At 68.5% G+C, this 26,589-nt stretch carries 21 protein-coding genes and 2 pseudogenes; 12 read left to right on the top strand and 11 right to left on the bottom strand.

The annotated features are described in order from the left end of the window. Positions 1 to 405: 405 nt before the first annotated feature. A complete protein-coding gene (locus tag ACZ4N5_RS05245) occupies positions 406 to 1,335 on the bottom strand; it encodes an AurF N-oxygenase family protein (RefSeq protein WP_467755758.1) in 930 nt (309 codons plus the stop codon). Between the two features lie 140 nt (positions 1,336 to 1,475). On the opposite strand from ACZ4N5_RS05245, the gene ACZ4N5_RS05250 reads away from it, so the two are divergent. Further along, positions 1,476 to 2,582 (top strand): ferritin-like domain-containing protein, encoded by a 1,107-nt coding sequence (locus ACZ4N5_RS05250; RefSeq protein ID WP_467755759.1) that lies wholly within the window; start codon positions 1,476 to 1,478, stop codon positions 2,580 to 2,582. 121 nt (positions 2,583 to 2,703) lie between these two features. Next, positions 2,704 to 3,615, top strand: a complete 912-nt coding sequence (locus ACZ4N5_RS05255; RefSeq protein ID WP_467755760.1) for an ADP-ribosylglycohydrolase family protein — start codon at positions 2,704 to 2,706, stop codon at positions 3,613 to 3,615. Between the two features lie 161 nt (positions 3,616 to 3,776). Here the strand turns inward: ACZ4N5_RS05255 and ACZ4N5_RS05260 are convergent, their stop codons facing one another. The 6 genes and pseudogenes from ACZ4N5_RS05260 to ACZ4N5_RS05285 form a co-directional block, all read right to left on the bottom strand. After that, positions 3,777 to 4,250 carry a DUF3291 domain-containing protein gene (locus ACZ4N5_RS05260; RefSeq protein WP_467755761.1) on the bottom strand — a complete coding sequence of 158 codons (474 nt, stop codon included), beginning with the start codon at positions 4,248 to 4,250 and terminating at the stop codon, positions 3,777 to 3,779. Between the two features lie 138 nt (positions 4,251 to 4,388). Continuing rightward, entirely contained in the window at positions 4,389 to 5,846 is a 1,458-nt protein-coding gene (locus tag ACZ4N5_RS05265; RefSeq protein WP_467755762.1) for a penicillin-binding transpeptidase domain-containing protein, read from the bottom strand. After that, positions 5,843 to 7,219 carry an FtsW/RodA/SpoVE family cell cycle protein gene (locus ACZ4N5_RS05270; RefSeq protein WP_467755763.1) on the bottom strand — a complete coding sequence of 459 codons (1,377 nt, stop codon included), beginning with the start codon at positions 7,217 to 7,219 and terminating at the stop codon, positions 5,843 to 5,845. Before ACZ4N5_RS05270 ends, ACZ4N5_RS05265 begins: the two co-directional genes overlap by 4 nt. A gap of 85 nt (positions 7,220 to 7,304) precedes the next feature. Beyond that, positions 7,305 to 7,970: an SH3 domain-containing protein gene (locus tag ACZ4N5_RS05275; RefSeq protein WP_467755764.1), complete on the bottom strand. Its 666-nt coding sequence runs from the start codon at positions 7,968 to 7,970 to the stop codon at positions 7,305 to 7,307. Positions 7,971 to 8,041: 71 nt separating this feature from the next. Further along, positions 8,042 to 8,326 (bottom strand): annotated as a pseudogene (locus ACZ4N5_RS05280) (ATP-binding protein); the annotation flags it as partial. A gap of 6 nt (positions 8,327 to 8,332) precedes the next feature. Further along, a complete protein-coding gene (locus tag ACZ4N5_RS05285; protein WP_467755765.1) occupies positions 8,333 to 8,839 on the bottom strand; it encodes a protein-tyrosine phosphatase family protein in 507 nt (168 codons plus the stop codon). A gap of 99 nt (positions 8,840 to 8,938) precedes the next feature. On the opposite strand from ACZ4N5_RS05285, the gene ACZ4N5_RS05290 reads away from it, so the two are divergent. Then, positions 8,939 to 9,742: a nuclease-related domain-containing protein gene (locus tag ACZ4N5_RS05290; protein WP_467755766.1), complete on the top strand. Its 804-nt coding sequence runs from the start codon at positions 8,939 to 8,941 to the stop codon at positions 9,740 to 9,742. A 103-nt stretch (positions 9,743 to 9,845) separates the two neighbouring features. On the opposite strand, the gene ligD is transcribed toward ACZ4N5_RS05290, so the two are convergent. Further along, positions 9,846 to 10,727 carry a non-homologous end-joining DNA ligase gene (ligD, locus tag ACZ4N5_RS05295; RefSeq protein WP_467755767.1) on the bottom strand — a complete coding sequence of 294 codons (882 nt, stop codon included), beginning with the start codon at positions 10,725 to 10,727 and terminating at the stop codon, positions 9,846 to 9,848. A 61-nt stretch (positions 10,728 to 10,788) separates the two neighbouring features. Here ligD and ku point away from each other — a divergent pair, with 61 nt between their 5' ends. Next, the gene (gene ku / locus ACZ4N5_RS05300; RefSeq protein WP_467755768.1) at positions 10,789 to 11,904 is read left to right on the top strand and encodes a non-homologous end joining protein Ku; all 1,116 of its coding nucleotides are present in this window, start codon (positions 10,789 to 10,791) and stop codon (positions 11,902 to 11,904) included. Positions 11,905 to 12,508: 604 nt separating this feature from the next. Continuing rightward, on the top strand, positions 12,509 to 13,411 hold the full coding sequence (locus tag ACZ4N5_RS05305) for a PhzF family phenazine biosynthesis isomerase (protein ID WP_467755769.1): 903 nt from the start codon (positions 12,509 to 12,511) through the stop codon (positions 13,409 to 13,411). Between the two features lie 468 nt (positions 13,412 to 13,879). Here ACZ4N5_RS05305 and ACZ4N5_RS05310 read toward each other — a convergent pair whose 3' ends face one another. Further along, complete coding sequence (locus tag ACZ4N5_RS05310; protein WP_467755770.1) at positions 13,880 to 15,256, bottom strand: hypothetical protein; 1,377 nt, start codon at positions 15,254 to 15,256, stop codon at positions 13,880 to 13,882. Positions 15,257 to 15,318: 62 nt separating this feature from the next. Then, on the bottom strand, positions 15,319 to 16,497 hold the full coding sequence (locus ACZ4N5_RS05315) for a hypothetical protein (RefSeq protein WP_467755771.1): 1,179 nt from the start codon (positions 16,495 to 16,497) through the stop codon (positions 15,319 to 15,321). Between the two features lie 1,839 nt (positions 16,498 to 18,336). Here ACZ4N5_RS05315 and ACZ4N5_RS05320 point away from each other — a divergent pair. The 4 genes from ACZ4N5_RS05320 to ACZ4N5_RS05335 all read left to right on the top strand — a co-directional run bounded on the left by ACZ4N5_RS05320 (position 18,337) and on the right by ACZ4N5_RS05335 (position 22,865). Continuing rightward, complete coding sequence (locus tag ACZ4N5_RS05320; RefSeq protein ID WP_467755772.1) at positions 18,337 to 19,092, top strand: SCO4225 family membrane protein; 756 nt, start codon at positions 18,337 to 18,339, stop codon at positions 19,090 to 19,092. 107 nt (positions 19,093 to 19,199) lie between these two features. After that, a complete protein-coding gene (locus ACZ4N5_RS05325) occupies positions 19,200 to 19,736 on the top strand; it encodes a hypothetical protein (RefSeq protein WP_467755773.1) in 537 nt (178 codons plus the stop codon). A 396-nt stretch (positions 19,737 to 20,132) separates the two neighbouring features. Further along, the gene (locus ACZ4N5_RS05330) at positions 20,133 to 21,092 is read left to right on the top strand and encodes a hypothetical protein (RefSeq protein ID WP_467755774.1); all 960 of its coding nucleotides are present in this window, start codon (positions 20,133 to 20,135) and stop codon (positions 21,090 to 21,092) included. Positions 21,093 to 21,911: 819 nt separating this feature from the next. Further along, on the top strand, positions 21,912 to 22,865 hold the full coding sequence (locus tag ACZ4N5_RS05335) for an IS481 family transposase (RefSeq protein ID WP_467755775.1): 954 nt from the start codon (positions 21,912 to 21,914) through the stop codon (positions 22,863 to 22,865). 70 nt (positions 22,866 to 22,935) lie between these two features. Here ACZ4N5_RS05335 and ACZ4N5_RS05340 read toward each other — a convergent pair whose 3' ends face one another. Then, on the bottom strand, positions 22,936 to 23,625 hold the full coding sequence (locus ACZ4N5_RS05340) for a hypothetical protein (protein ID WP_467755776.1): 690 nt from the start codon (positions 23,623 to 23,625) through the stop codon (positions 22,936 to 22,938). Between the two features lie 176 nt (positions 23,626 to 23,801). Here ACZ4N5_RS05340 and ACZ4N5_RS05345 point away from each other — a divergent pair, with 176 nt between their 5' ends. From ACZ4N5_RS05345 to ACZ4N5_RS05355, 3 genes and pseudogenes are all read left to right on the top strand, one after another. Continuing rightward, a complete protein-coding gene (locus tag ACZ4N5_RS05345; RefSeq protein ID WP_467755777.1) occupies positions 23,802 to 24,113 on the top strand; it encodes a hypothetical protein in 312 nt (103 codons plus the stop codon). 483 nt (positions 24,114 to 24,596) lie between these two features. Next, positions 24,597 to 24,827: pseudogene (locus tag ACZ4N5_RS05350) on the top strand (DUF1156 domain-containing protein); the annotation flags it as partial. A gap of 162 nt (positions 24,828 to 24,989) precedes the next feature. Then, on the top strand, positions 24,990 to 26,588 hold the full coding sequence (locus tag ACZ4N5_RS05355) for a hypothetical protein (RefSeq protein ID WP_467755892.1): 1,599 nt from the start codon (positions 24,990 to 24,992) through the stop codon (positions 26,586 to 26,588). The last annotated feature ends 1 nt before the right edge of the window (position 26,589 follow it).

Raw genomic sequence — 26,589 nt, forward strand, 5'->3', positions numbered from 1 at the left:
CCGCCCGGCACGCGAGCCCCAAGCCCCCACCCAACGACGGACGAGCGACGGCCGGCCCGGCACGCGAGCCCCCAAACCCCCACCCAGGGGCGGACGAGGAAGGGCCTGCCGGCACACGAGCCCCCACCCCGCGGCAGCCGCCGAACAACGCGAGGGGACGTGCCGGTACATCGAATGCCCGCAGCCGGACGGATCACAAGGCGCGCCCACTTGGCACGCCGGTCGGATCCGTTCGGCTGCGGGCGGATGTACCGGCGCGGCCCCGCCGCCCCGGGACCTCGGCGCCCCCAGCCGAGCCGGGCCCGCCCCGAAACCTCAGCCGATTCCGAGCCGAGCCGATTCCGAGCCGAGCCGATTCCGAGCCGCGTCCGAGCCGAGCCAGAAACCGCCCACGCAGGCCCCGCGTCAGGCCAGCAGCCCCGACGACTTCCACAGCCGCCGCCCGGCTCCCCGCAGCACCCCGATGTCGTCCAGGAAGTCCGTCAGCTTCTTGGCCCCGGTCTGCATCACGTCCCGCCGGTGCCCGCTGGCCTTCACCTGGGCCAGGGCCTCGCGCTTGTCGAGTCCGACGTTCGTGTAGACCTCGGGGTTGATGAAGGCCACCGAGAAGACGCGGGCGAACTCGCCCGAGGTGATCCGGGTGAACTCCTGCGACCACCGCGGCGCGGTCGTCATCTGCCGCCGCAACTCCTCCCGGGCGTAACGGACATGCCGCGCCTCCTCCACCACGTGGATCCGCGTGACCCCCCGGACGAGGGTCTGCACCCGCTCGTCCGGGAACGTCAGCCGCTGCATCCAGTCGAGGATCTCCTCGCCGAGCAGCGTGGCCGTGAAGGAACCCGGCGTGGTCGAGATGGTCTTGAAGACCCGTCCGAGATTGAGATGCGCCCGGCCCACCGGGTAGTACGGGGTGCCCCCGCGCGTGATCAGCCGGGCGAACATCTTCGAGTGCCGGCACTCGTCCTCGATCTCGGTCAGCGCGTACCGCACATGCGCGCTCGTCGCCGCCTTGTCGTAGATGTGCCGCACCAGGAGCTGCATCAGGATGATCTCGAACCAGATGCCCAGCGAGGCCAGCGCGGCCGCCTCGTGCTGGGAGAGGGCGATCCGCTGCTCCTCGCTCATGCGCCGCCACAGCGGGGTGTCGAACAGGGACACCAGCTCGGGCGGCCAGAACCACTTGCCCTCCTCGAAGGGCGCGTCCCAGTCGAGCTCCTTGTCGGGGTCGAAGGAATGCTTGGCGGAGGAGTCGAGGAGGCGCTCGGCCACCTGCTCCCGGTCCTTGAGCAGACCGAGCGCGTCACGGAGCACATCGGCCTCGGGCACCGTCGTCATGGCTGTTCCCACCTCGTCGTACGGGATCACTTCAGGGGTTACCGGCGGTCACCACTTATGAGACTGCTTGTCAGCAAGCTCGTCAATCCCCTGTGCCGGACTTGTTGACGGCGCGTCTACCCCGTGTGAGCCTGCGAGGTATGCCGACGCATGAGCTGTACGCCGCGGATTCGGGAGATCCTCTCTGGCAGGTACCGGCCTCGGGGGCGGCCCGCTTCAACTGGGAGTACGACGACGGTCGTGACCGGCTCCTCGCCCTCTACCAGAAGGGCAAGGACAAACAGTGGGACGGCCAGAAGCGCATCGACTGGGGCCTGGAGGTCGACCCCGGCGATCCGCTCGGCACCCCCGACGAGGCGATGACCCTGTACGGCACCCCGTACTGGGCGAAGATGACCGACCGGGACAGGGCCGAACTGCGCAAGCACTACGCCTCCTGGCAGTTCAGCCAGTTCCTGCACGGCGAACAGGGCGCCATGATCTGCGCGGCGAGGATCGTCGAATCGGTCCCCGACCTGGACGCGAAGTTCTACTCGGCCACCCAGACCATGGACGAGGCCCGGCACGCGGAGGTCTACACGCGCTTCCTGCACGAGAAGATCGGCATGGTCTACCCGATCAACGACAACCTTCAGTCCCTTCTCGGCGACACCCTCCGCGACTCCCGCTGGGACATGCCCTACCTGGGCATGCAGGTGCTGATCGAGGGCCTGGCCCTGGCCGCCTTCGGGATGATCAGGGACACCACCGACAAGCCCCTGCCGAAGCAGATCCTGGCCTATGTGATGCAGGACGAGGCGCGCCATGTCGCCTTCGGCCGCATGGCCCTGCGCGACTACTACAAGCAGCTCTCCGACGCCGAACTCCGAGAGCGCGAGGAATTCGTCATCGAGGGCTGCTATTTGATGCGGGACAGGCTGCGCGGCGTCGAGGTCCTGGAGAACTTCGGCATCCCGAAGGCGGAGGCCGAGCAGTTCAGCGAGCAGTCCGAATTCCTGCATCTCTTCCGACAGTTGCTCTTCAGCCGCATCGTCCCCTGCGTCAAGGACATCGGCCTGTGGGGCGAACGCCTCCAGCGGGCCTACGTGGACATGGGCGTCTTCGACATGGGCAACTCCAACCTGGACCTCCTGATGGCCCAGGACGAGGAGATCGCCGAACAGCTGGACGCGGAACGGTTCGCGACCGAGGAGCGGGAACGCGTGGCGGAGATCGAGGACGTGATCGAAGAGGGCACAATCCCGTAGGCGCCGGGGTCCGTGAGCCCCGGACCCCGTGACAACGGGGTCCGGGGGCGCCCTTTCGGCCCCCGGAAACGCGGCCGAAAACGCCTCGCCCGTACCGCACCCCGCCCGCCATCATCACCCCATGACCCCGCCGATCACCCCGCAGATCACCCCGAACCGCACGGCCGCCCGGCGCAGCCTCGAAGGCCTGGCCCTCGGCGACGCCTTCGGGGAGCGCTGGTTCCCGCTCTTCAGGGACCGGCTCCAGGCGTACGAGGAGATCCGCGCCCGGTGCACCCCGCAGGAGCCCACCTGGCACTGGACCGACGACACGGCGATGGCGCTCGGCATCATCCGGGTCCTCGACGAGCACGGCGAGATCCGGCAGACCGAGCTGGCCCAGACCTTCGGGCTCGGCTACGACGCGGACCCGGCTCGCGGATACGGCTACGGCATGCACGAACTCCTTCCCCGGCTGCTACAGGAACCGGACCGCTGGCAGGAGTTGGCGCGCGGACTGTTCGGCGGCGAGGGCAGCCTGGGCAACGGCGCGGCGATGCGGGTCGCTCCGCTCGGGGCGTGGTTCCACGCGAGCCTGCCGGCCGTCGCCGAGCAGGCCGCGTTGTCGGCCGAGGTGACGCACGCGCATCCGGAGGGCATCGCGGGCGCCGTCGCGGTGGCGACGGCAGCCGCGTTGTCCGCGCGGGGCGGGCAGGACCTCGCGGCCGTCGCGTCGGCGACCCCGCGGAGCGCCGTCCGGGACGGGCTCGAAAGGGCGGCCGACCTCTCCTTCTCGACCGCTCCGTGGAAGGCCTCGGACATCCTGGGCAATGGCTCGCGCATCCGGGCCGACGACACCGTTCCCTTCGCCGTCTGGTGCGCCGCCCGTCACCCCGACGATCTGACCGCGGCGCTCTGGAGCACCGCCGAGGGCTTCGGCGACGTCGACACGACCTGCGCGATCACCGGCGGAATCGTGGCCGCCCGCACCGGCGTCGACGCGGTCGCCGCCGACTGGCTGCGCCGTAGGGAAGCGGTGCCCGGGAGCGCCTAGGGGGCCTGTCCGACGATTCCCGCCGGGCCGGCGGCGCCTGGCCGCACCTCGCCGCGTTGTCGGGCACGCCCGAGTACGCCCCGTGCGAGGGCGACCCTCCGCCTTGCGATGCACGGCACCGGACGCCGCGGCCTGATCCGACGCGAATGGTCTAACAGGCCCTAGGACCCTTCCGTCGTCCCCGGAGGGAACGACGTCCGCAAGGTGAACGCCTGCTGGGTGGGCCCGTGTTCACGCAGGTGCAGCAGTCGGGACTCGGCCTCCGGGACGGTGGGGCGATGGCCGGCCGGGACCCACCACAGCGTGGTCACCGCCTCCTCCAGCCGCTCGAAGAAATCACGGCGCCGCGCCATCAGCTCACGGTGTCGGCCCTGGTACATGAACGCCGTCAGCGCGTTGGTGTCGCGCCACGTGGACATGTTGACGATCAGCCAGTCGTCGCCGAGGACGGGAACGTCCGTGGCGTTGCCGGAGTCGCTCTGCAGACGCCAGACGAATCCGTCCGCCGCGTCCGCGACGGCGTTCACGGGGTCGAGGGCTTCGACGAAGTCCTTCAACCGGGGTGAGTCCAAAGGTGCTTTGAGGCGGGCGATATTGACCTGTGCGAGCTCGTACGAGGCTGTCGACTCAGTCATGGCCGAACGCTAGGTCGGCCGGGGCGACGGTCACACCCCCGTCTCACGCAGTGAGAGAACGCCCCTCGCGCGCCCCCTCATCCACCTCATCCACCTCCTTCACCTCCTCCACCCTCATCCACTTCTGGCCCACCCCCCTCACGACCCCAGGACCGCCTCCATCACCGCCCGCGCGATCGGTCCCGCGAACCCGCCGCCGGTGATGTCCCCCCGGTCCGCCGCCGCGTCCTCGACGACGACCGCGACGGCCACCGCGGGCAGCATGGAGTCGTCGGCCCGGGCCCAGGAGATGAACCAGGCGTACGGGGTACCGGAGTTGCCGATGCCGTGCTGGGCGGTGCCGGTTTTTCCGCCGACGGTGGCGCCGGGGATGGCGGCCACGGTTCCCGTGCCCTTCTCCACCACGTCGGTCATCAGCTCGCGCATGCGCTCCGCCGTCGACGCGCTCATTGCCTGGTGGAGGGTCCGCGGGCCGGTCGTGGCCAGCGTCCTGCCACCTCGTGCGGTGGTCCGCTCCACCAGGTACGGCGTCCTGACCGAACCGTCGCCCGCGACGGCCGCCGAGATCATCGCCATCTGCAGCGGAGTCGCGCGGGTGTCGAACTGACCGATGGAGGAGAGCGCCAACTGCGCCTTGTCGAGCCGCAGATCGAAGTTGCTGGGTGCCACCGAGAAGGGGATGCGCAGCTTGCGGTCGTTGAAGCCGAAGTTCGCCGCCGTCCGCGTCATGTCGTCGAGCCCGACGTCCACGCCCAGCTTCGCGAAGACCGTGTTGCAGGACCAGGTGAAGGCGTAGCGCAGGGAGGCGTCCTCGCAGCCCTCGATCTCGTTGGTGAGCCTCGTCGTGGTGCCGGGGAGCCGGTAGGGGTTCGGCGATGTGGTCGGCGCGTCCACATCGTCCACCACGCCCGAGTCCAGCGCCGCCGCGGCCGTCAGCACCTTGAACGTCGACCCCGGCGGATACGTCTGCCGGATCGCCCGGTTGAGCATCGGCTTGTCGGCCTGCTCGTTCAGCCGCGACCACGCCTCGGAAACGGCCGGTCCCGTCCCGGAGAGCCGCGCGGGATCGTACGACGGCGTGGAGACCAGCGCCAGGATCCGGCCGGTGGACGGCTCGATCGCGGCGACCGCGCCCCGGCGGGGGCCGAGTCCCTCATAAGCCGCGCGCTGCGCCGCCGCGTTGAGTGTGGTGACGACCTTTCCGCCGGGGTTCCGGGCCCGGGTGAGGCCGTTCAGCAGGGGGAACGGGTCGAGCATCGGGTCGACACCGGAGAGGACTCCGTCCTCGGTGCCCTCCAGCAGCGTCGTCCCGTACAGCTGCGAGGCGAAGCCGGTGACGGGCGCGTACAACGGGCCGTCCCGGTACGTCCGTTCGTAACGGAGCTGCTCGCCGGTGTCCGTGGAGCCGGTGACCGTCCGGCCGTCCACGACGATGTCGCCGCGCGGCTGGCCGTAACGGGCGATGGCCAGACGGCGGTTGGCGGGGTTATGGTCGTACGACGGAGCCTGGACGACCTGGACGCGGGCGGCGTTGACCAGGAGGGCCACCAGCAGCACGGCGCACAGTCCGATGGCCCGGCGGATGTACTTGGTCATGGCGCCGGTGTCCCGTCGTACTGACCGCGGGCGCAGTCGCTGATCCGGATCAGCAGGGCCACGATGATCCAGTTGGTGACGACCGAGGAGCCGCCCTGCGCGAGGAAGGGCATCGCCATGCCGGTCAGCGGGATCAGGCCGGTCACGCCGCCCGCGATGACGAACACCTGGAGGGCCACGATCGAGGCGAGGCCGATCGCGAGCAGCCGGCCGAAGGGGTCGCGCAGGGCCAGGCCCGCGCGGTATCCGCGTTCCACGAGGAGGCCGTAGAGCAGGAAGATCGCGGACAGGCCGATCAGCCCGAGCTCCTCGCCCGCGGTCGCCAGGATGAAGTCGGACTTGGCGGCGAAGCCGATCAGGATCGAGTGCCCGAGCCCGAGGCCGGTGCCGAGCATGCCGCCGGCGGCGAACGCGAAGAGGGACTGGGCGAGTTGGTTGGGGCCCTGGCCCGCGCTGATCGACGCGAAGGGGGCCAGCCAGTCCTGTACCCGGCTGTGCACATGCGGTTCGAGACGGCCGACGGCGACCGCGCCGACGCAGGCCAGGAGCAGCCCGACCGCGGTCCAGCCGGTGCGGCCGGTCGCGACGTAGAGCAGGATCACGAACAGGCCGAAGAAGAGCAGAGAGGTTCCGAGGTCCCGCTCCAGGACCAGGACCAGGACGCTCAGCAGCCAGATCGCCACGATCGGGCCGAGTACGCGGCCGGTGGGCAGCTGGAGCCACCGGAACCGCCAGACCTGGCGGCCGCTGTAGGCGAGCGCGTTGCGGTTGGCGGCGAGGTAGCCGGCGAAGAAGACCGCGAGCAGCACCTTCGCGAACTCGCCCGGCTGGATGGAGAATCCGGCGATCCGGATCCAGATGCGGGCGCCGTTCACCGCCGGGAAGAAGATCGGCAGGACGAGCAGGGCGAGCGCGCCGACCACCGAGACGTAGGTGTAGCGCTGGAGGACGCGGTGGTCGCGCAGGAAGAGCACGACGACGATGAAGAACGCGACGCCGAGTGTCGACCAGATGAGCTGGATGGGCGCCGCCTGGTCGGCCGGGGTCTCCAGGTCGAGCCGGTAGATCAGCACCAGGCCCAGGCCGTTGAGGAGGACGGCGATGGGCAGCAGCAGGGGATCGGCGTACGGGGCCCTCAGGCGTACGGCGACATGGGCGAGCAGGGCGAGCACGCCGAGCCCGGCGCCGTAACCGGCGGCGCCGGGCGGGACGGTGCCGCTCCTGGCCAGACCGACAGCGCAGTAGCCGTACACGCAGAGCAGGACGGCGACGACGATGAGGGTGAGCTCGATGCCCCTGCGCCTGGGCAGGCGTACGGCGGGAGGGGCCGGGTCCGCCGCCACGGCCGTTCCGGACATTCCGGGCTGGATCATGTCCGGAACGTAGCAAGCGGGCGACCCGATGTCCCGTTGCGCGAGGACGAACAGGCCGGTCCGGTCCGGTTCGTCCTCGGGGGTGTCAGCACCAGCGGGGGGACGGGCCGATGTTGTCGATGTAGCGCGCGGCGCCCCAGGCCCAGGTGCCGTCCGTGAGGAGGTACCAGAGCGGGTTGCCCTCGACGGTCTGGCCCGGGGTCTTGCAGAAGATGGAGACGATCTCGCCCTGCCGCGCGACCCGGATCAGCTGGCTGCCGCGGGTCGGGGCACTGCGCAGGGCCAGCCCGCCGCGGGCGGTGATCCTGCCCTGATACAGGCGCGGGTTGTTCTGGCCGACGCCGTCGCCCCTGCCGTTCCCGTTCGCCGGCTCACGGCCGTCACCTCCGCCACCGTTGTTCCACGTGTGACTGTCACCGCCGTCGCCACCGCTGTTCGAGGTCTGGCCGTTGCCACCGCCCCCACCGTTGTTCCATGTCTGGCCGTTGTCACCGCCGCCGCCACCGTTGGTCCATGTCTGGCCGTCGCCGCCCCCGCCGCCGCCCTGCTCACGGCCGTCACTGCCGCCACCGCCGCCGCCATTGCTCCACTGGTGGCCGTCGTCGCCACCACCGTTGCTCCACTGGTGATTGTCGCTGCTTCCGGTGCCGCCCTCGCCGTCGGCGAGAGCGGGGGTGGCACCGGCGAGGGCGACAAGGCTGCCGGCGGCGAGGGCCATACCGATTCGGGTGTATGTGGACCGCAGGGACATGGAGGGCTCCTCCGGAAAGGGGGCGAACCTGACTTATCGCCAGATTAGGAGCGGGAGCCGGGGAACGCAGGTCACACTCCGCCATCGGAGATGCCCGGCTCCTCCCGCCCGCGCTGAGCCAGTGTCAGCGTCGCCACCGCTCCGCCGTCCGGGGCGTTGGCGAACGCCAGACGCGCGCCCAGGACCTCCGCCTGGCCGAGCGCGATGGTCAGGCCGAGTCCGTGGCCCTTCGAACCGCCCTCGGTACGGAAGCGCTGCGGCCCGTGCTCCACGAGGTAGTCGGGGTACCCGTCTCCGTGGTCCCGGACGGTGACGACCGGGCCGTCCAGGGTCAGCACCACCGGCCCTCGGCCGTTGTTCCCCTACTCGGCGAGTTCTTCGAGAAGGCGCGCCGTCGTGAGCCCGGTCCGCAGGTACTCCACGAACAGCTCGTTGTGCAGCGCCCAGGGCGAGCGCCGGGCCCTGATCAGCCGTATCGCGTCCTCGGCGGTGTGCCCCGCCAGCGTGAGCGCGTGCGCGACGACCAGCCCCGAGCGGTTGTACCCGTGATAGCAGCGGACGAGCACCCGGCGCCCGTCCTCCAGCGCGTCGTCGGCGGCCCGCGCGAGCCGCATGACCCCCGTGAGCTGCGTACCGTCCAACGGCCCGTCCGGTATCGGCCACACATAGTGCTCGACCCCCGGGTCGGGCCCGTGCCCCGGCAGCCGCAGAAGGGTCAGGACCAGGTCGAACTCATCGTGCACGACGGCGGATTCGGGCTGTCCCGAGCGCCCCGCGAACTCATGGCCGCCCATCCACAGGCCGGGCACGATCTCACTCCACGGGCTGTCCGGGGCCGGAACATCCGGATACCTTCTACGAGTCCGCAACGGGGCCTCCCACCCAACTCCCCCAACTCCTGCCAAAGGTAACCGGGTTCTTGCCCCTGGAGCACCCCGCCTGTTCCCATGGTCGTGGGGTGATGGTGCATGAACGGACTGCGCGTCGTACCGGCCTGGCGGCACGGACAGGAGCGCCTGTACGTGTGCCTGACCGACGGGAGAAGCGTCGCCTGGTACGACCGTGAGACGGCCAGGGTCAATCTGCTCAGCGAGGACCGGCGCGAGGACGTGCTCGATGTGCTGGGCCCGTTCCTGACAGGCCCGGTGACCGTCGGGCCGCCGCCCGTCCCCACCCCGGCCGAACTGGCCCGGCTGACGCTTCACCCGGACGACGACCTCGCGCCGAACCGGCCCGGCGAGGCCTTGGTGATCGACCTCGACCGTGACCCGGGCCCGGCGCACCGGCTGCGCCCCGACCCGCGGCGCCGCGCGCTCGCCGCCGAGCAGGCCGTCGGCGCGGCCCTCGACCAGCTGGAGGGAGGCGGCTGGCACACCCTGCACTCGGTCGCGCTCCCTGGCGGCGACCGCATCCACCACCTGGTGATCGGCCCGGCCGGCCTCTTCTGCGTACACGCCCTGTACGCCCGCAAGCAGCGCGTCCTGATCGCCGACCCGATGGTCACCGTCGGCCGCCGCGAACCGCGCCCGCTGCTCTGCCGGGTCCGCGCCGACGCCGGCCGCGCGTCCCATGCCCTGACGGCCGAGGTCCACGCCGTCCTCGCCGTGGTCGGCCCCGCCCGCGTCGACACACCGGCGCCCCCGCGCGAGGTCCGCGTCCTGCAGGACACCGACCTCGCGGGCCTCGCGCGGCTCGGCGGGGTGCTCAAGCCGGCGGACGTCGAGGCCCTGCACGCGATGGCCCGCGACCGGCACACCTGGCTGCGGGTGTGAAGGTGAACCGGACGCTGCCCGCCCGCGCCCTTCGTGGGGCTGTTCATGGCAGCGGGTTCGCGCGTGGGGTTGTTCACGACGGCGGGTTCGCGCGCGGGGCTGTTCATGGCAGCGGGTTCGCGATCTCCGGGTCGAACAGCGGGGCCAGCAGGTCGCCGAAGTCCTGCACGCGGGGCGCGATGTCCGGTGCCTGAAAGGCCAGCCGGTCCGGCGACCCGCACCCCTCGACCTCCTCCCACGTCACGGGCGCCGAGACCGTCGGCCCCGCCTGTGCCCGTAGCGTGTAGGGAGTGGCCGTCGTCTTGCGACCGGCGTTCTGGCTCCAGTCGACGAACACCTTTCCGGGCCGCAGGCTTCGCGTCATCCGGTGCACGACCTGCCGGGGCAGCGCCTTCTCCGCCTCCACGGCCAGCTCCTTCGCGTACGCGCTGACGTCGGCGGACGGCGTCGGCGCGACGGCGGCCAGCAGATGCAGCCCCTTCGACCCGGACGACTTCGCGTATGCCTCGATCCCGTCGCCGGCCAGCCGCTCGCGCAGCCACAACGCCACCTCGCAGCACTCCACGACCGTCGCCGGCGCCCCCGGATCGAGGTCGAAGACGATCCGGTCGGCGATCCCGGGCGTGCCGATCGTCCACTGCGGCGTATGGAACTCCGTCACCAGGTTCGCCGCCCACATGAGTGAGGCCAGGTCCTGGACGAGGACCATGCGCGCGGGCCCCTCCGTGCGCGGAACCTCGGCCGTGGTGACCCAGGCGGGCGTACCGGGCGGCACGTTCTTGGTGAAGAAGAGCTGCCCGTCCGGCCCGTCGGGATAGCGGAGGAAGGAGACCGGCCGGTCCCGCAGATGGGGGAGCAGCACGTCCGCGACCGTGGCGTAGTAGTGCAGCACCTCGCCCTTGGTGAAGCCGGTGGCCGGATGCAGGACCTTGTCGAGATTGGTGAGCGCGAGCCTTCTGCCCTCCACCTCCGTGATCGGCGTCATACCATGACAATCCCACGAAAACGGCACAAAATCGCTAAAAGTGATCGGAAGGGTGCTGCACGTGCGATCCATCTGGAACGGCGCCATATCCTTCGGCCTGGTGAGCATCCCCATCAAGGTCGTGAACGCCACGGAGAGCCATGCGATCTCCTTCCGCCAGATCCACCTCGACGACGGCGGCCGCATCCGCTACCGCAAGGTCTGCGAGCTGGAGGACAGCGAGGTCTCGACCGCGGAGATCGGGAAGGCGTACGAGGACGCGGACGGCACACTGATCCCGATCACGGACGAGGATCTGGCCTCGCTGCCCATCCCGACCGCCCGGACCATCGAGATCGTGGCCTTCGTCCCGGCGGACCGGATCGACCCGCTCCAGATGGACACGGCGTACTACCTGGCCGCGAACGGCGTCCCGGCCGCCAAGCCGTACGTCCTGCTGCGCGAGGCCCTCAAACGCAGCCAGAAGGTCGCCGTGGCGAAGTTCGCGCTGCGCGGGCGGGAGCGGCTCGGCATGCTGCGCGTCGTCGACGACGTCATCGCCATGCACGGCCTGCTCTGGCCGGACGAGATCCGCGCCACCGACGAGGTCGCCCCGGACGCCGCCGTCACGGTCCGCGACAAGGAGCTCGACCTGGCCGACGCCCTGATGGACACCCTCGGCGAGGTCGACCTCGAAGACCTGCACGACGACTACCGTGAGGCCGTCGAGGAACTCGTCACCGCCAAGGCCGAGGGTCACGAGGCACCCGCCGCGCCCTCCGGGGAGAAGACCGGTGGCAAGGTGCTGGACCTGATGGCGGCCCTGGAGAAGAGCGTGCGCGCGGCCAAGGAGTCGCGGGGCGAGGAGGCCGACGAGGAGACCGGGACCGGCGAGGACGCCGAGGTCACCCGGCTGCCGTCCGGCAAGACCGCGACCCGTGGATCGGCCCGTACGGCGCCCAAGGAGGTCGGCGGGAAGAAGTCGACGTCCGCGGCGAAGAAGCCGGCGGCCAAGAAGACCGCGGCGAAGAAGTCGCCGGCGAGGAAGTCGACCGCGAAGACGGCCGCGAAGACGACCGGCAGGACCGCCGCGAAGTCGGCCGGCGGCACGGCCGCCTCCCCGGCGGCGGCCAAGAAGACCGCCGCCAAGAAGACGACCGCGAAGAAGACGGCCTCGCGCAAGCGGGCGTCCGCCTGACCGATGTCCTGAACCTGTGTGCCGGCCGGCCCGGGAGATGGAGGGTGCTGCGCCCCGGTCTCCCGGGCCTTCCCGCGGGGGACCGGGCGACGGGCCGGCCGCTGCCCCTCACGCCCGGCGTCCGGGCACTGTGCCGATCCCTGGCGGGACAGCCCAATGCGGGCGGGTTGAAAGCCGAACTCGACGTAGGCGCAATGTAGTTGGTAGGACGGGGGAGAGGGCGCCCACATCGCGGTACGGGACGCGAGGCAGGACTGCGCCACACCGGAGGACAAGCAGGACTACGCCACACTGGAGGACAAGAAGCGACCGAGGCGGGAGACGCCGGGGGAGCCGGCGGTGACTGCGGTGTGCGGACTTCGCCGGTGAAGTCCGATGGGCGGCCGGGGCGATGTGAGGTGCCCGAGGGTCGGAGCGAGGGGAGGAGTTGCGATGGGAGGAGTTGCGATCTGAGGTGCCCGAGGTCGGAGCGATGGGAGGAGTTGCCCATGTCAGGACGATACGAGTGGCCGGGAAGGCCGGGACGACGCGCCGAACTGCCCGAGCGCCCCGGCCGTTGCCCCGGCCGCCGACCGGGGCACGGCCGATGAGCGCGCCGCCGCCCGTGACACTCGTCCATGCCTGCCTGCGCGACGGCACGGGCGGCAGCCCCACCGCCGTGGTGCTGGAGGAGCCGCACCTGAACCTGAGCGACGAGGAACGGCGCCGGGTGCCGGTGGAGGCGGGCACCTCGCACGCCGTCTACGTCCGCGTGCACCCCGGCGGGACCCGCGAACCGACAGTGGACCTGCGCTTCTTCACCGCGGAGGGGGAGTTGCCGGCCTGCGGCCACGGAACGGTCGCCGCGCTGGCGTACCTCGCCCACCACGCGCCGCGGAACGGTGTCCCGGAGCCCTACCGAGCCACCCTCCGGACGACCCTCGGGACAACGAGGCGCGTCTTCGACGGCTGGTCCGAACCGCGTGGGGCCCACCTCGCCGCCGCCTTCGATCCCGGCCCCGTGGCCCTGCGAGAACCGACGGAGACCGAGCGCGCCCTCGCCCTGACAGCCCTGGGCCTGGCACCGGACGAGTCCGGCAGGGACGCGTACGGCATGAACGTACGTGTGGCGGCGATGGGAAGGGAGCGGCTCCTGGTCCCCGTTCCCGACCGCACGGTGCTCGCCGCACTCACCCCGGACTTCGGGCAACTCCGCGCCGCCTGCGACCGCTTCGGCCTGCTGGGCGCGTTCGTCTACTCGCCGCCGTCTCCCTCGGGCTCCCTGGCGGCCCGCATGTTCGCACCGTCGATCGGCGTCCCGGAGGACATCGCCAACGCGAACAGCAGCGCCTGCCTGGCCGCCCACCTGGCCGGACAGGGCACCACCGAGCTGACCATCGACATGGGCGACGCACTGGGCAGCCCCGCCACGATCACGGCCACGGCCCACTCCGGCACCCGGGGACCACGGATCCAACTGGGCGGAACAGCGAGCGTCGACCACACGAGGAACACGCCCGGGGTCTGACCGCGTATTCCGGGTCCAGCGCCCGAGGATTCCCGGCCCGCTCGGGAGTCGGTCGTCGGAGGCGCGGCGACCCCGCCTGCGTCGAGGATGTGCCCGGTGCCCCGGTCTGTTCGTACGCCTCGGACTTCCCCGTTAGGAGGGGGCGTCGGCACCCGGGGTTGCAAGGTGACCGGGGGCATCGCCACCCCGGGGTTGCAAGGTGACCGGGAAATCTTCGGGGGCGGCGTCCGCTGACGATTGGCTTACTGACCTGCAAGGGGCCGTTTCCGGCGAGGTGACCTGGACCAGTGTGAACGGCGACAGCGGCAAGTGCCTCTCCCTCGACGGCGGCGGAAGCCCCGGACGCCACCCCTGGCGGCGACTGCCGATTCATCTGCGCAGTCCTCGGGACCACGCGGCCGAGCAATTTCTGGCCGGAGGCCCGGCAGCCGTGCCGGGCCCGGCGCTTCGCGGATCCCTCCGCTGCTCCTACCGCTCCGCTACCTCGATTCGTGCCGTGTTGCTCTCCGGGTGGGGATCTCCCTCCCGGTACATCGTGGTGACGTACCCGGGCCGCGGGTCCCGCGACGAGTCGATGCGGAACTCGAACGTGTACCGCCCCTCCTCCCCGGCCGCGAGGTACTGCCCGGCGGTGCCCCCGCAGCCGTAACCCCGTCCCTTGGGCTTGCCCAGCCCCACATTGTCCTCGTATCGAATGGAGGGCCGGTTCGTTTTGTGCCCGAAGCAGGTCGGCGGGGCGTGCACCACGGTCACCCCCGGAGGCACGGACAGCCACAACGGGGCGTAGTTGGTCCTCTCCTCCTTCTGCGTGGCGTCCCTGGAACCGGGCCCGAGGTTGCGCACGGTGAATTCCGCCCGCACCAGTTCGCCGGGCCTGCCCCGCAGGGTGGCCCCGGTGACGGCGAAGTCCGCGGTGTTGGCCACGTCGACGGCGGTGTGCAGTGGCTGCCAGAAATCCCCGTCCGTGCGTAGGTGCGTCGGAGCGGCGGACCGGGGGACGGCCGTCAGCTCGTCGGACCCGTCGCCCATCCGTTCGTGGCCCTCGGGCAACTCCACCAGGGGGTCGTCGGCCGACATCGATCTCACTTGGTACCCGATGCCTTCCCGCATGGCGTGGACGTCGGCCCGTACCGCGCCGAGATCGAGGTCGTACGAGGCCAGCGGGTCGAAGGGGCCCGGTACCTTGCAACGCACGGTTGTCGAGCGGTTCTCCTCGCGCACCCACACGCAGTTACGGAACCGCTCAGTGAGCGACAGGCCCGACGAGAGCGTCAGTTCGACCCGGACAGCCGGGAGAGGGGTGCGGGTGAAGTTGGTGAAGCCGCCCGGCAGCGGCAGCGTCCCGCCGGGGGCGAGCCGCTCGCGGACGTTCGCCCCCCGGTCGAACGTCGGCCCGGTCTCCGGGACCGTGACCGTGTACCGCTGCATGCCACGCGAGCCGTCCCCGACGGTGGCTGTGATCCGCACCTGATGGGAGGTGCCCGTGGCTGAGATCTTCGGGTGGCCGACGCGCACCGCTCCGACCCGGACGGGCACGCCCCGCCGGACCGGGCCGATGCCATGGCAGACACCGATCAGGTCGCCATCGGGGTCGCAGGGCACGTCCACGTCGTCCGAGACGCCTTTCAGGGCGGAAGCGTCGATCGTCACGGTGACGTCGGTGAGGTCGGCCCGTTCCACGTTGGACACCCAGATGCCGTTGGAGCGGGTGACCTTGTTCATGGGGACCATCTCCTGCCACGGACTGTCGATGACCACGACCAGGGGGTGTGTGGTGGCGTCCGGCCGGGTGGTGTTCGCGTCGGCGGGTGCCGTGGTCAGCAGGGCACCGGCCGCCAGAGCCATGCCGACGAGCGTGAGGCGGCGGGGGCGACGGGGTGCGCGATTCAGACGGGGTGCGCGATTCATCAGGACGCCTCCCGGAGGGTGTGGGAGGCCTCGGACCGGCGCCGCAGCCACAGGGCGCCGCCACCCAGGGCCAGTGCCGCGGCGATGCCGCCGCCGATGAGGACGTGTGAGAGGGAGAAGCCACTCCTTGAGTCCGACGGGGTGGCCGGGGCGCCGGCGATGTCGACCTTGATGGCGGCCGAGTCGTTCGACGGGTCGCTGTCGTCGCGGTGGATGGACGTCGCTATGTCGATTCGACCGGGCCTGTCGTCGGCCCGGTCGATACGGAACACGAAGGGGAAATACTCGAACTGCCCCGGGGACATGGTTCGGCTCTTGTCGAGACGGTTCTGCCAGCAGTAGTAATGGGACGCGCCCGGGGCCCCCTTGTCCCCGTGTCCTCGCTCCTTGCCCCGGCAGAAGTCGGGGACCTCGACGGCCGTCAGTCCGGGCGGCACCGTCAGGTTGACCACGACCGCCGTCTCGTTGTCCTCCTCGCTGTCGAAGACGGCCGGTGTGCCCGCGGGACCGTTGTTGACGAAGAAGAAGTCGGCCTTGACGTTGTCTCCCCGCTTGCCGCGCAGGGTCACCTCGTTGACCGCGAGGTCGATGGGGTTGACGACGTCCAACTGGGTCGACACCACGTCGTGCGAAGCCGAAGCCGACCGGACGTACCGGTCTGCGCGGTCACGCTCACCGAAGGTCAGCGGGCGGCCCGTGCCCCGGCGTGCGCCTGTCGGCGGCTTGGCGTCGACGGGCACTCCGTAGTAGATGTTCCCGAAGCGCGCCGCGTTGTCGACGTTCACCTTGCCGAAGTCCACGTCGTAGGACCGGCCGGGCCGCATCGTGCCTTCCAGCCGACAGGTCATTCTGTGGACCAGCAAGGTGTCGAGGTCCTCCTCGTACCAGCAGTTGCCGAACTCCTCCGCGAAGGAGAGGTAGTCGGCGAGATGAACCTCCAGATAGAGGGTGTCGAGCGTGCGTCCCGTGCTGTTGGTGAATCCTCCGGGCAGGTCGAACGTCGCCCCCGGGGTCGTGGTGACCTTCTCGATCGCCCGGTCGAAGTGGGGCTTGTCCTCCTCGGCGGCGGCGAGGTGTGGTGTCCCCAGGACCAGCAGCAGACCGGCCACCAGGGCCAGGGCCAGGGGCGCGGCGCGGCCGGTTCGCTGCCGGCGGGCGCGACTCTCTCGACGGGGCACGAACCCTCCGTACGTCGTGGAACGCCCGTGGGTCGACCCCTTGGAGCCGGCCCACAAGACGGTGTGCTCGCACGCTGAGACCAAGATCGCCGTACGAAGGTTGTACGAGCCCGGGCGGCGGCCCTCGTCGCCGGGCACTTCCTCGGCAGCGCAGTCCGCAGACGCCCCGATGCTCGTCCCCGGCGAGATACGCCCGGCGTGTTGACGCCGAGGTCAGGAACGCCCTACGGCACAAGGGATTCCCCGTCACGTGGGGGCCGTTCCGCGCCCTGTCCGCGATACAGGAAGGCGCCAGTCCACGGGCTGGTCCAAGCCCGGGTGTGGACGAAGCTGCACAGGGTGGTGCCGGATCGGCGCGGATCGGCGCGGCGCGGCTCGGCGCGAACGGCGAGCCGGACTGGTCGCGGTGCGCGATCGACCGGCTGACCTGGCTCAGTGCCTGCCACCGCCTGCACAGTCGCAGTCGCTACGAGCGCAAAGCCGAGCACTTCCTGGCCGGTGTGCCGTCCCGACGGAAGAGGAATCCGCCGGAGGCCGCCCGATACGTTATGCGGCATACCATTCGATAGTCACCGATAGTCACCGAGTGGGCGCCGCGGATCTCACGCTCGGATCAACCTGCTGTCCCTTTTCTCTTCGGCCTGCGCATCACTATCGCGATGGCCGTTCCGACGAGAATCCCGGGGACGACCAGCAAACCGAGCGACACCTCGGGTGCTACGCAGTGAGCCAAATACAGGCTGCTCACACTCGCGATGGAAGCGATGACGGGCCCGATACGGTCGGGCTTGTGATCCGGGGAGCGCATTTCTGCCACCTCTGATTTCAGTTCCACGCCGAGCCTGTCAATCCACCTGCACATCAGGGCTGCTTCAAAGCCCGGGTGATGTCGGGTAGTTGCAGTTCACGGCGGTGTGACGACGGCAAGCCGACCCCTCTCGCCGCAACGAAGCTCTGGTTGGAGCGGGTGATCTCTCAAGTCGCCTTGCCGAACCGGAACTTCTAGGCGCCGTCAGTCTGCCAGTGGCTGCCCGATCAGGTCGCCTCGGTCAAGCACCGCGTACGGCCGGGAGTGCCGCAGCGGCTGGCCGCGCCGGCCGCACAGGCTCTTCCGCCCGGCCCCTGCCGCACTATCACCACCACCACCGATTCCGCTTCGACCTGATGCGCACCGACAAACGCCAACTCTCCCAGTTCATCGCGCGGTTGGACGACGGAGGCCACGCGCTCGGGGCGACCCCGCGGGCCGAACCGGACGGCACGTGGACGCGCTCATGTGGACGCGATCATTACGGGGGAGTAGTAGCGGAGATCCGACTCGCGTTCCGGTGGGGCATGGTGCCCGCGACCGCGGTAGAGGACCGTGGACTGCGACTTCCAGGTGAAGCCGTCTGCCGTCGGAACGGCCCGAGATCCGGTCTGCCAAGACACGGTTATGTCGGTCCAGCCCTGGAGGTGGGTGCTGCACTACGCCGTGCTTCGCTGCCCGAACGGGCAGCTCTGCCGTTGCCTTCCGGGCCTGCCCTCGTCCCAGCACCGGGGCTGACATCTGCTTTGGAGGTTCGGTCTCGCCCGGGCGTGGTTGAGCCCCGCCTTACGAGCCGGAGTCGGTCGAGGCCGCCGATTGCCGCTGCTGACCGCGGCCGCGGACGTTGATGTCAGCGTTGGATGTCAGCGGAACAGCTCCGGCACCGGGCAGACCTCCGAAGTCGTGGGCAGTATGACCGAGCAACGTGGTAGGTCCTGCCGCCCTGCCGATGAGTAGCTGCACTCATGCCTGAGCGCACCCTCCGGTCCACCCTGTAGATCACCAACCGGACGGACCCGAAGGAACCCTCGATGCCGAATACCTCCCGCCCGCGCCGCCTCCCGCACCTGCGCCGACTTCTCGCTCTTGCCACGGACAACTGGCTGGCCCGGGGCTATCTGGCGGTATTCGCCGCCTCCGCTCTGGTCGTGTTCCTCTTCCCGGACAGCGGCTTCGTCCCGGACCCTTTGACGCTCACGGCACCCCTCTCCTTCCTGAGCGTGGTCCTCCCCTTCGGTCCCGGCACCGAGGGCGGCGGGGCGGCCGAGGTGCTCGCCATGGGTTCCTGGACCGTATGGCTCCTGCTGTGCGCCCTCGTGAACGCCGCAGTGCTGGGCGCCCTCGTCGAGCGGTCCGCGACCGCCGCCCCGGCCGACGCGCGCGAGCCCCTCCCGCCCATCTCGGACCCCTCTCAGCGGGAGGGAACGGACAAGGCGCGTTCCACGAGCCCCCGCCTGAGAAGAATGCGGGCCCTGCTGGAACCCGGGGTGGACAACTGGCTCGCGCGCGATTACCTCGCGGTGGTCGCGGCGGCGCTGGGGTTCTTCCTCTACGCCGTGTACCTGTCGCCGGACCCCGGGTTCGCCGGGATCTGGCCGCTCATGACCACGGCGCCGCTCGGCATCCTCGCCTCCCTCGCGGCGGCACCCGCGGAGTACTCCTCGCTCTCCTGGCTGAGCCCGTTGATCTTCTCCGTCGGTGTGGCCCTGTCCGGGCTGGTCAACGCCACCCTGCTCGGCCTGCTCGCGCGCAGGCTGCGGGCCCGGGAAGCACGCCCGGCCGTCTGAGGAACGCAGTCCTGACGATGTTCTGACACGCTGCTTGTTGACCCCGCGTTCCACGTGGCGTTGGATCTTCTCTGCCCGGGCGGGTGTCGGGGCAGAGAGCTGGGACGATGACCGAGAACGCCGGACCCGGGCTGGTAAGGGTGGTCCACTTCGAGCAGACGTCCGCGCTGATGACGTGCGCGGGCGTGGTGCTGTCCGAAGGGTTGCTGCTGGTCTTGATCGGTACGGCTCACCGGCTGGAGACCCTCCTGGTGGGAACAGTCGCGGTCTCTCTCGCGTCCCTGGCGCTGCTGCCGCTTGGTTCGCGTCTCCCCGCCCGGCTGCGTCGCAAGTACGAGCGTGCCGCGCAGATCGACAGCGTCGACGCACCGCGCCCCGGCCAGGACGGGGCGCGGCGGTTGTCGCTACGCCGCACCGCCGGATTCGTGGGTGCGGGGGCCTGCTGGATGATGCTCATCGGTCTGGCCTTCCATGAGGTGATGCCGCCCCTCATGCTGGCGCCCGCAGCCTTGGTCCAGTGGGCGCGGTCCCGAGCGACCACAGACTGGGAGCGGGCGAACGGCGCGGCCCTGTGGCAGGGCGTGCCCGGACTGCTGGGTACCCGAGGCCCGGTGTTTCGGTCGCCCGTCGACGGCGGGATCTGAATCCAATTGCACCCGAAGTGTCTCGACGGACGGCAGGACGTCGCCGCCAACCGGTGTATCGAGGTCCTGCTTCGCGAGTACGAGTGACTGAGGGCACGATCTGCCGTCACCATCTCCGTACCCACCGGCCTCACCCACCGGTCTCACCCACCGGCCTCCCATCCGCCTTCGGCCTGCGCCACCGCCGCTGGTGCGCCCATCGGCGTGCCGACCGTGCATGCCCGCCGGGACGCGTCGGAAGCCATGGCTGTGACGTCGATACCCGGTTGCCGGTCCTGCCATTGCCACGAATGACAGGTTGCGAGCTCGCGAAAACCTGGGCACTGTCGCTGAAAGTGATCAATGGATCACGCAATGCGATCTGGAGAAGAAAGGCTCAGACGTCAACTCAACGCCGTGGCCTTGACTGTGCCGATTGTGGCTGTGCTCGGCATGGGAAGCGTGGCAAGCGCGGAACCCCAGGTATCCATCCCCTGCGATGTGACTGCGCTCAACAACGCGATCGTCGCCGCGAACAACGACACCGGACCGCACACCATCCGCCTCGCGCCCAAATGCGTCTACAACGTCACGACTCCAGCGTCCACAGGGGGGCTCGGCGCCAACGCCCTGCCGCAGATCACGAGCACCGTCACCCTGCTGAGTCACAACACCACCATCCGACGGGACCCCGACGCCGCCGATGGCTTCCGCATCGCGGAGATCGACGGTCCCAATGGGCGCCTGACCGTGGACGGTGTCACGGCGACCGGTGGCGGCTACCTCGACTACGCCGGCACCTACCTGCCCACCGACGGAGCGACGCTCATCCTCCGGCACAGCACGGTGACCAACAGCACGGCGAACCAAGGGGGCGCCATTTACGTCAACCAGGGCAGCACCCTCGAAGTCCATGACAGCGCCCTGCGGGACAGCGCGGCACAGCGGGGAGGCGCCATCTACAACGATCCGCGCAGCACCACCCTGCTCGACAACACCAAAGTGGAGCGGAATCAGGCTACGCAACTTGGGGGTGGCATCTTCACCGCCGGGGCCTCTCTGACCATCAAGAAGTCGTACATCGGCGGCAATCGCGCGTTCGAGCAGCGGGGCGGAATCTACAACGACCGCGCCCCGATGACCATCTCCTCGACGACCATCGCCGACAATCGGGCAGGCCAGATGGGCGGCGGTATCGCCAATTACGGCAGCAGCACGCTGACGAAAACAGTCGTGCAGCACAACACCGCCCTCAACGGCGGCGGCATCTGGCAAGCGCCGTCACCCAGCGTCCTGAACCTCGTCAACAGCCGGATCGTCGACAACACCCCCAACAACTGCCGGCCTGTCGGCTCGGTCCCCGGCTGTACGTCCTGACCGCTGAGCGGGCACAACGACGGTGCGGCCATCGGTGATCGGCGATCCGGGAGAGAAGACGGAGGAGGCGGAGCAGAGGGCCCCGCCCTCCACGCCCAGCGACTTGGGCCGATGCCCCAAGATCCCGCCCACGCCTCGCCCACAGCCCCCGACCTGGAGCCGCCCCGGGCGGCATCCGCCTGCACATGACCGCAAACACGCGAAGACCCCGGCCCCAGCGCTTCCGCTGGCGACGGGGTCTTTGGACACCTCATAAGGGGTGCCCCCGGCAGGATTCGAACCTGCGCACACGGCTCCGGAGGGGGCTTTGGTCCTACGAAACGTTGCTGGTCAGAGGCACTGTCTGTGACCAGCTGAGCGGAACCCGTCCACGGATGGTCCACGACGCCCTGCCAGAGCGAGGACCTCGTCGGTACGAAGTCCCACTAGAGACTATGCGCTTGGAACGCTCCATTCGCTCGCGATGCGACTTGGAGCTTGAATTGGAAAACAACGGGGGCACAGTTGGTGGACTGTCTGCGATAGGCACCGTGTTGCCTTTGTAGTGCTGAGCGCCGGGCGGCCTGTCGATTGGCGTCAAACGATGGGGCGTCGCCTTGCACTCGCCGGCAAGTACCGGTACCGGGCGTTGTCACGGCACGTACCGAACGCCGCCGTCCTGGCATACACCGCGATGGCGGGCTGGTCGCGTACGGCCTAGGTGTTCTGTCTCGGGAGGTTGTGGACGGGTGAGCCAGGTCTCGGCTGAGGGATCTTGAACGGGTGAGGGCCTTCCGGTTCGGTGTGGATTGCGACGTCTACACCGACAGAAAGGCCCTCGTGCCCCACCGTAATGCACCCCTGACCGAGACCGGCCGTCTGCGTCTGGCCCGCTGCGTGGTCGAGGATGGCTGGACTCTGCGCAGGGCTGCCGAACGCTTCCAGGTCTCGCCGACCACGGCCCAGCGATGGGCAGGCCGCTACCGCAGGCTCGGCGCGGCAGGCATGCGCGACCGCTCGTCCAGACCGCACCTCAGCCCGAGCCGGACCCCGACCCGCACCGAGCGGCGGATCATCAAGGTCCGTGTCCTGCGCCGCTGGGGACCGGCGCGCATCGCCTACCTGCTGCGCTTGAACCCCTCCACGGTGCACCGCGTCCTGGCCCGCTACAAGCTCGCCCGCCTCGCTCATCTCGACCGTGCCACCGGACGGGTGATCCGCCGCTACGAACGGTCCATGCCGGGCGAGTTGGTGCACGTGGACATCAAGAAGCTCGGCAACATCCCCGACGGCGGCGGCCACAAGACCCTGGGCCGCCAGGCCGGCCGCAAGATCCGCTCCGGCGTGGGCTTCAGCTACCTGCACAACGCCGTCGACGATCACTCCCGCCTCGCCTGCAGCGAGATCCTCACCGACGAGAAGAAGGAAACCGCAACCGCCTTCTGGGGCCGGGCCCAGACGTTCTTCGCCCAGGCCGGGATCACCGTCCAACGGGTGCTGACCGACAACGGCTCCTGCTACCGCTCACGCGACTGGCGCGATGCCCTTGCCACAGCCGGGATCACCCACAAACGAACCCGCCCCTACCGGCCGCAAACGAACGGCAAGGTCGAACGCTTCAACCGCACCCTCCTCGACGAGTGGGCCTACGCCCGCCCCTACCGGACGGAGACCGAACGACGCGAGGCGTTCCCCGGCTGGCTGCACACCTACAATCACCACCGCGGACACACCGCGCTGAAGGGCCAACCACCCGCCAGCCGCGTCCCCAACCTCACGGGTCAGTACACCTAGGGCACGCGCAGCGTCACCGTGACGCCGCGCTCGGGTACGACTACGGCGTAGGCCGTGTTCTCCAAGTTGGTCAGGCGGCAGTGCGTCCGAGAATTGCCCCGGCGTAGATGGTGTAGCTCGCCGCAGCCATAAGCATCCCATGCATTCCTGAAAACAGATCATTTGGGCGTTGGCGCTCTGCCAAGATCTCAAGGTTCATGCTTTCTCGAAACAAATTCTTGAACAGTCCCTCCGTGTCTCTATATTTGGAGTTGAGGGCGACATGGAATGCCGCGCCAGTCATGAGGACTAGGTCGCTCGGTACGTTTTTAATCATGTCGTTCGCGGGAAATATGACTTCTTCCAGCAATGTGTCTGTCGTATCACGGCCCGTATGCTTCGCGATCCCAAGCGACCACATGAAGGTCATCACGTTGAAGGTGTAGAAGGTCATCTCATGGGTCAGCGCTGGAGATTTCCCCCTTTGGCGATCCTTCGCATCCCTGCGGCGCTGCCGTTCACTGGTCCGGAGGTTGGTGAGACCCTGACGGTAGGCCTCAACGGGCGCGTAGAGCAGCGCAGTGTTGCACTCTGGCGACCCGTCGCCTGCTGCTGCCAGAGTGCGCATGACGATGCCCGCGGCGTAGGGGTCGATGTGGAGATCTGCAAACGGGGGGTAGAGGGACTCGGAAGGCCACAGGGGGTGCAGCTCGTTGCACACGATGCACTCTGGCCTTCCAGGCGCGGTGAACCCATCGATGCTCAGCGAATTGGAGGTCACCCCGACATCCTCAACTGCGGGACACCGATGTGTTGCCACATTGCGATGATCAACTAGGCCTTCATGGCGACGCATTAGCCACCGAGGGTCGCCAGGGGGCGCGAACTGCCCCTGCTCCCAGGGGCAGTTGCTTGCCTGGTGGTGGTCTACCTCCACACCCCTTCACGGTTGCCAGCGTGAGCCGCCAGACTGTACGCGTGGATGACCGACCAACGCCCGGTGCGCTCGCGCCCAATCGTCACTCCGTACTGGAAGATGCCCTGGAGCTGTTCGAAGCTGACCTAAACGAGGAAGATCCGGTTCGTCGTCAAGCGGCGCAACTCGCGAACCTGTGCGTACAGACCTTCCGTGAGTACGCCACGCTGCTGCAGGAGGCAGAACAGCACCTCCCCAGGGCAGCGCGAGACCGCATCGTTCCTGTACATAGGGGGCGATCCATCGAAGGGCTTTCTCGCCTCGCGGAGATCTTGGGTGTCGATCACGAGTGAGCTAGAGCGGGCTCCGCCAAGCCGCTCACGCCGTCAAGTGACGATGCATTTCGGACGAGTGGCCTGTGACGCGTCGCCAGGGGTGTAACGCTCCTTCTGAACGTATCTCCGAAGGGACTGGCCCTGGCCTACTGGAGAGAACATGGCAGCCGGCCAGGGGCCTTCGATGGCTCCCACGGCAAGCTCGTCACAGAGGGGGCCAGAGATGCCCCGAGCGCAAGGGGGAGCCGCGGGGTCTCGCTAGCGCCTACGAGAGGCCGGGTGGGCGCAAGGCGACGCGTACGCATAGTAACAAACCTAGTCGTTTGAGTAGTCAATCTCTTGTCTCAAAATGACTATGAGCACACCGCCTGGTCGGCATCGCTGCTTTGCGCCCTGGTGGATCTTAGAGGAGCTATCCTGCTGGGCTAGGACGCTGTACGACTCGGAGGACCATGACGGCATCTGGAGTCTCCACCAGCTGGTAGTAGAAGATGGAGAATGATGACTCTAGATGTCGCCGCAGGTACTCAGCTCCGGTTCTCGGAGTACCTAACAGACCTCACGACCGTCCCCAAGCCAGGCGCCTCCCTCATTGAGACCTGGTTCCCCGCCCGCGAGCTCTCGGAGCTGATCGCCAAGGACCGGCGAGTGCGGGACCCTGCATACGCTGCGCACCGTTGGTGGGCTCGCCGGCCGCCGGCGCTCCTGCGCGCGCTCCTTCTTGCGACGGCCCTTCCCCCGGGCACAAGTGCCCAGGAGTTCTGGAGCAGGTACGCGTCCGAGGACCACCATCTGGCTGGCCTCACTGTCTATGACCCGTTCATGGGCGGTGGGTCGACGCTGGTAGAAGCTCAGCGACTCGGGGCTTCCGTGATGGGGTCAGACGTTGACCCCATGTCGGTCCGCATCGTGCAGTCAGAGCTCACGCCTGTTGACGGCAAGCAACTGCGGGGATACGGAGACCGGCTTCTGCATCACCTGCGATCAGAGTTGTCTTGGCTTTACCCGTCGGCATCTGACGCCCAGCCGCTTCACTATTTCTCGATTGCTGAAGTGCAGTGCCCATCATGTAATGAAACAGGCGCGCTCTATCGCAATCTAGTCCTCGTTCGGGATCCCAAAAAGCCTGGAGCAGTCGTTCGTGACCATGCTCTGACAGTTTTCTGCCCTCTCTGTTGGACCCTGCATCATCTGGACTCGGCGGACCGCAAGGAGATCGTCTGTTGCGGCAAACGGTCCAAAATTGGAAGTGGAACCTATAGGGCGGCCGCCTACCACTGTCCTTCTTGCGGTCAAGCCTCGACTCACCGTGAGCTTAAGACTGGTTTGGCTCGACGGCGCATCGTGGCTGTGGAAGAGACTCAGGTCAATGGGCGCCGCCAGCTCCGGATGCCCGAGAAAGCTGACGCTACAAATGAGCTCGAAGCGACGCAGCAATGGAACATCCAGCGCAACGTTGTTCCGCGTCCACAGGGAGAGATCAGGGCGACTCGATCGGACGAGCGGCCGCGCAGCTTCGGGATCACCTCCTACGAGGAGCTATTCACGCCACGTCAACTGCTCGTGCTTGGACACGCCTTTCAGTGGATTCGTGAAAATGTACGCGAGGAGACGTTCCGGAGGGCGCTTGAGCTTGCAATTTCTAACTCTCTCGCAACGAACAACAAGTTGTGCGGTTATGCCACGGATTACGGGCGGCTTTCTGCCCTCTTCTCGGTGCGGGGTTACTCCCTTCCAGTCTTGATGGTGGAGCTCAACCCCCTGCATGACACCGCCGGACGCGGAACCATTGCAGCATGTGTCGAGCGGGTCGCTAAGACGGATACGAGGCGAGTGCGTCGACATATCTGGGATTTCCAGGCGAGCAGGCCCATCGCTAATACGTTTGCGTTTGAGCGCGCTTCTGGAAAAAGCCAGGTCACCCTAAAGAATGCCGCTTCTCCTTCGGGAATCGACTCGATAAGCAAGATCGATGTAGCTGTATTCGATCCGCCATACTTTGACTTTATTGCCTATGACGAACTGTCCGAGTTCCACCGGTCGTGGTTCGGAGAGTTGGAACTCGCGGGCGAGCCTCTGCTTCCTAAATCTGAAGATCCGGTACAGTCCTTTGGTTCCCAGCTAGGCAGATCTCTAAGCGAGATGGTGAAACGCGCACGGGGCAATAAGCCGTTCGCATTCACCTACCATTCTTCAAATCCTGATGCTTGGAAGGCAGTAGGTCTGGCTCTGGACAACGCGCAACTCGTAGTGACTCAGCTGTGGCCCATCCGTAGTGACGGACACATGGGGCATCACAGCAATCCCGGGAACTGCGAGTGGGACGTTGTCGTTGTCTGCAGGCCTCGAAGTGGAACAGTTGAACTGGAATTTTCGGATACCGTTGATTCTTGGGTATGCGAGATGAAGCCTCTCAACGTTAACGAGGCGGACACTCAAAACTTCCGCTTCGCGATGCAAATGGCGCAATCGCGCTTCGGTAAGGTTCTGTGAA

Source organism: Streptomyces sp. NPDC026500, assembly GCF_055567635.1.

Coding starts and splice junctions, on each gene's coding strand:
- ACZ4N5_RS05320 (WP_467755772.1), top strand. CDS start 18,337: ATGCCGAATACCTCCCGCCCGCGCCGCCTCCCGCACCTGCGCCGACTT.
- ACZ4N5_RS05325 (WP_467755773.1), top strand. CDS start 19,200: ATGACCGAGAACGCCGGACCCGGGCTGGTAAGGGTGGTCCACTTCGAG.
- ACZ4N5_RS05255 (WP_467755760.1), top strand. CDS start 2,704: ATGACCCCGCCGATCACCCCGCAGATCACCCCGAACCGCACGGCCGCC.
- ACZ4N5_RS05245 (WP_467755758.1), bottom strand. CDS start 1,335: ATGACGACGGTGCCCGAGGCCGATGTGCTCCGTGACGCGCTCGGTCTG.
- ACZ4N5_RS05355 (WP_467755892.1), top strand. CDS start 24,990: ATGTCGGTCCGCATCGTGCAGTCAGAGCTCACGCCTGTTGACGGCAAG.
- ACZ4N5_RS05260 (WP_467755761.1), bottom strand. CDS start 4,250: ATGACTGAGTCGACAGCCTCGTACGAGCTCGCACAGGTCAATATCGCC.
- ACZ4N5_RS05290 (WP_467755766.1), top strand. CDS start 8,939: ATGAACGGACTGCGCGTCGTACCGGCCTGGCGGCACGGACAGGAGCGC.
- ligD (WP_467755767.1), bottom strand. CDS start 10,727: ATGACGCCGATCACGGAGGTGGAGGGCAGAAGGCTCGCGCTCACCAAT.
- ACZ4N5_RS05270 (WP_467755763.1), bottom strand. CDS start 7,219: ATGATCCAGCCCGGAATGTCCGGAACGGCCGTGGCGGCGGACCCGGCC.
- ACZ4N5_RS05250 (WP_467755759.1), top strand. CDS start 1,476: ATGCCGACGCATGAGCTGTACGCCGCGGATTCGGGAGATCCTCTCTGG.
- ACZ4N5_RS05310 (WP_467755770.1), bottom strand. CDS start 15,256: ATGGCTCTGGCGGCCGGTGCCCTGCTGACCACGGCACCCGCCGACGCG.
- ACZ4N5_RS05275 (WP_467755764.1), bottom strand. CDS start 7,970: ATGTCCCTGCGGTCCACATACACCCGAATCGGTATGGCCCTCGCCGCC.
- ACZ4N5_RS05265 (WP_467755762.1), bottom strand. CDS start 5,846: ATGACCAAGTACATCCGCCGGGCCATCGGACTGTGCGCCGTGCTGCTG.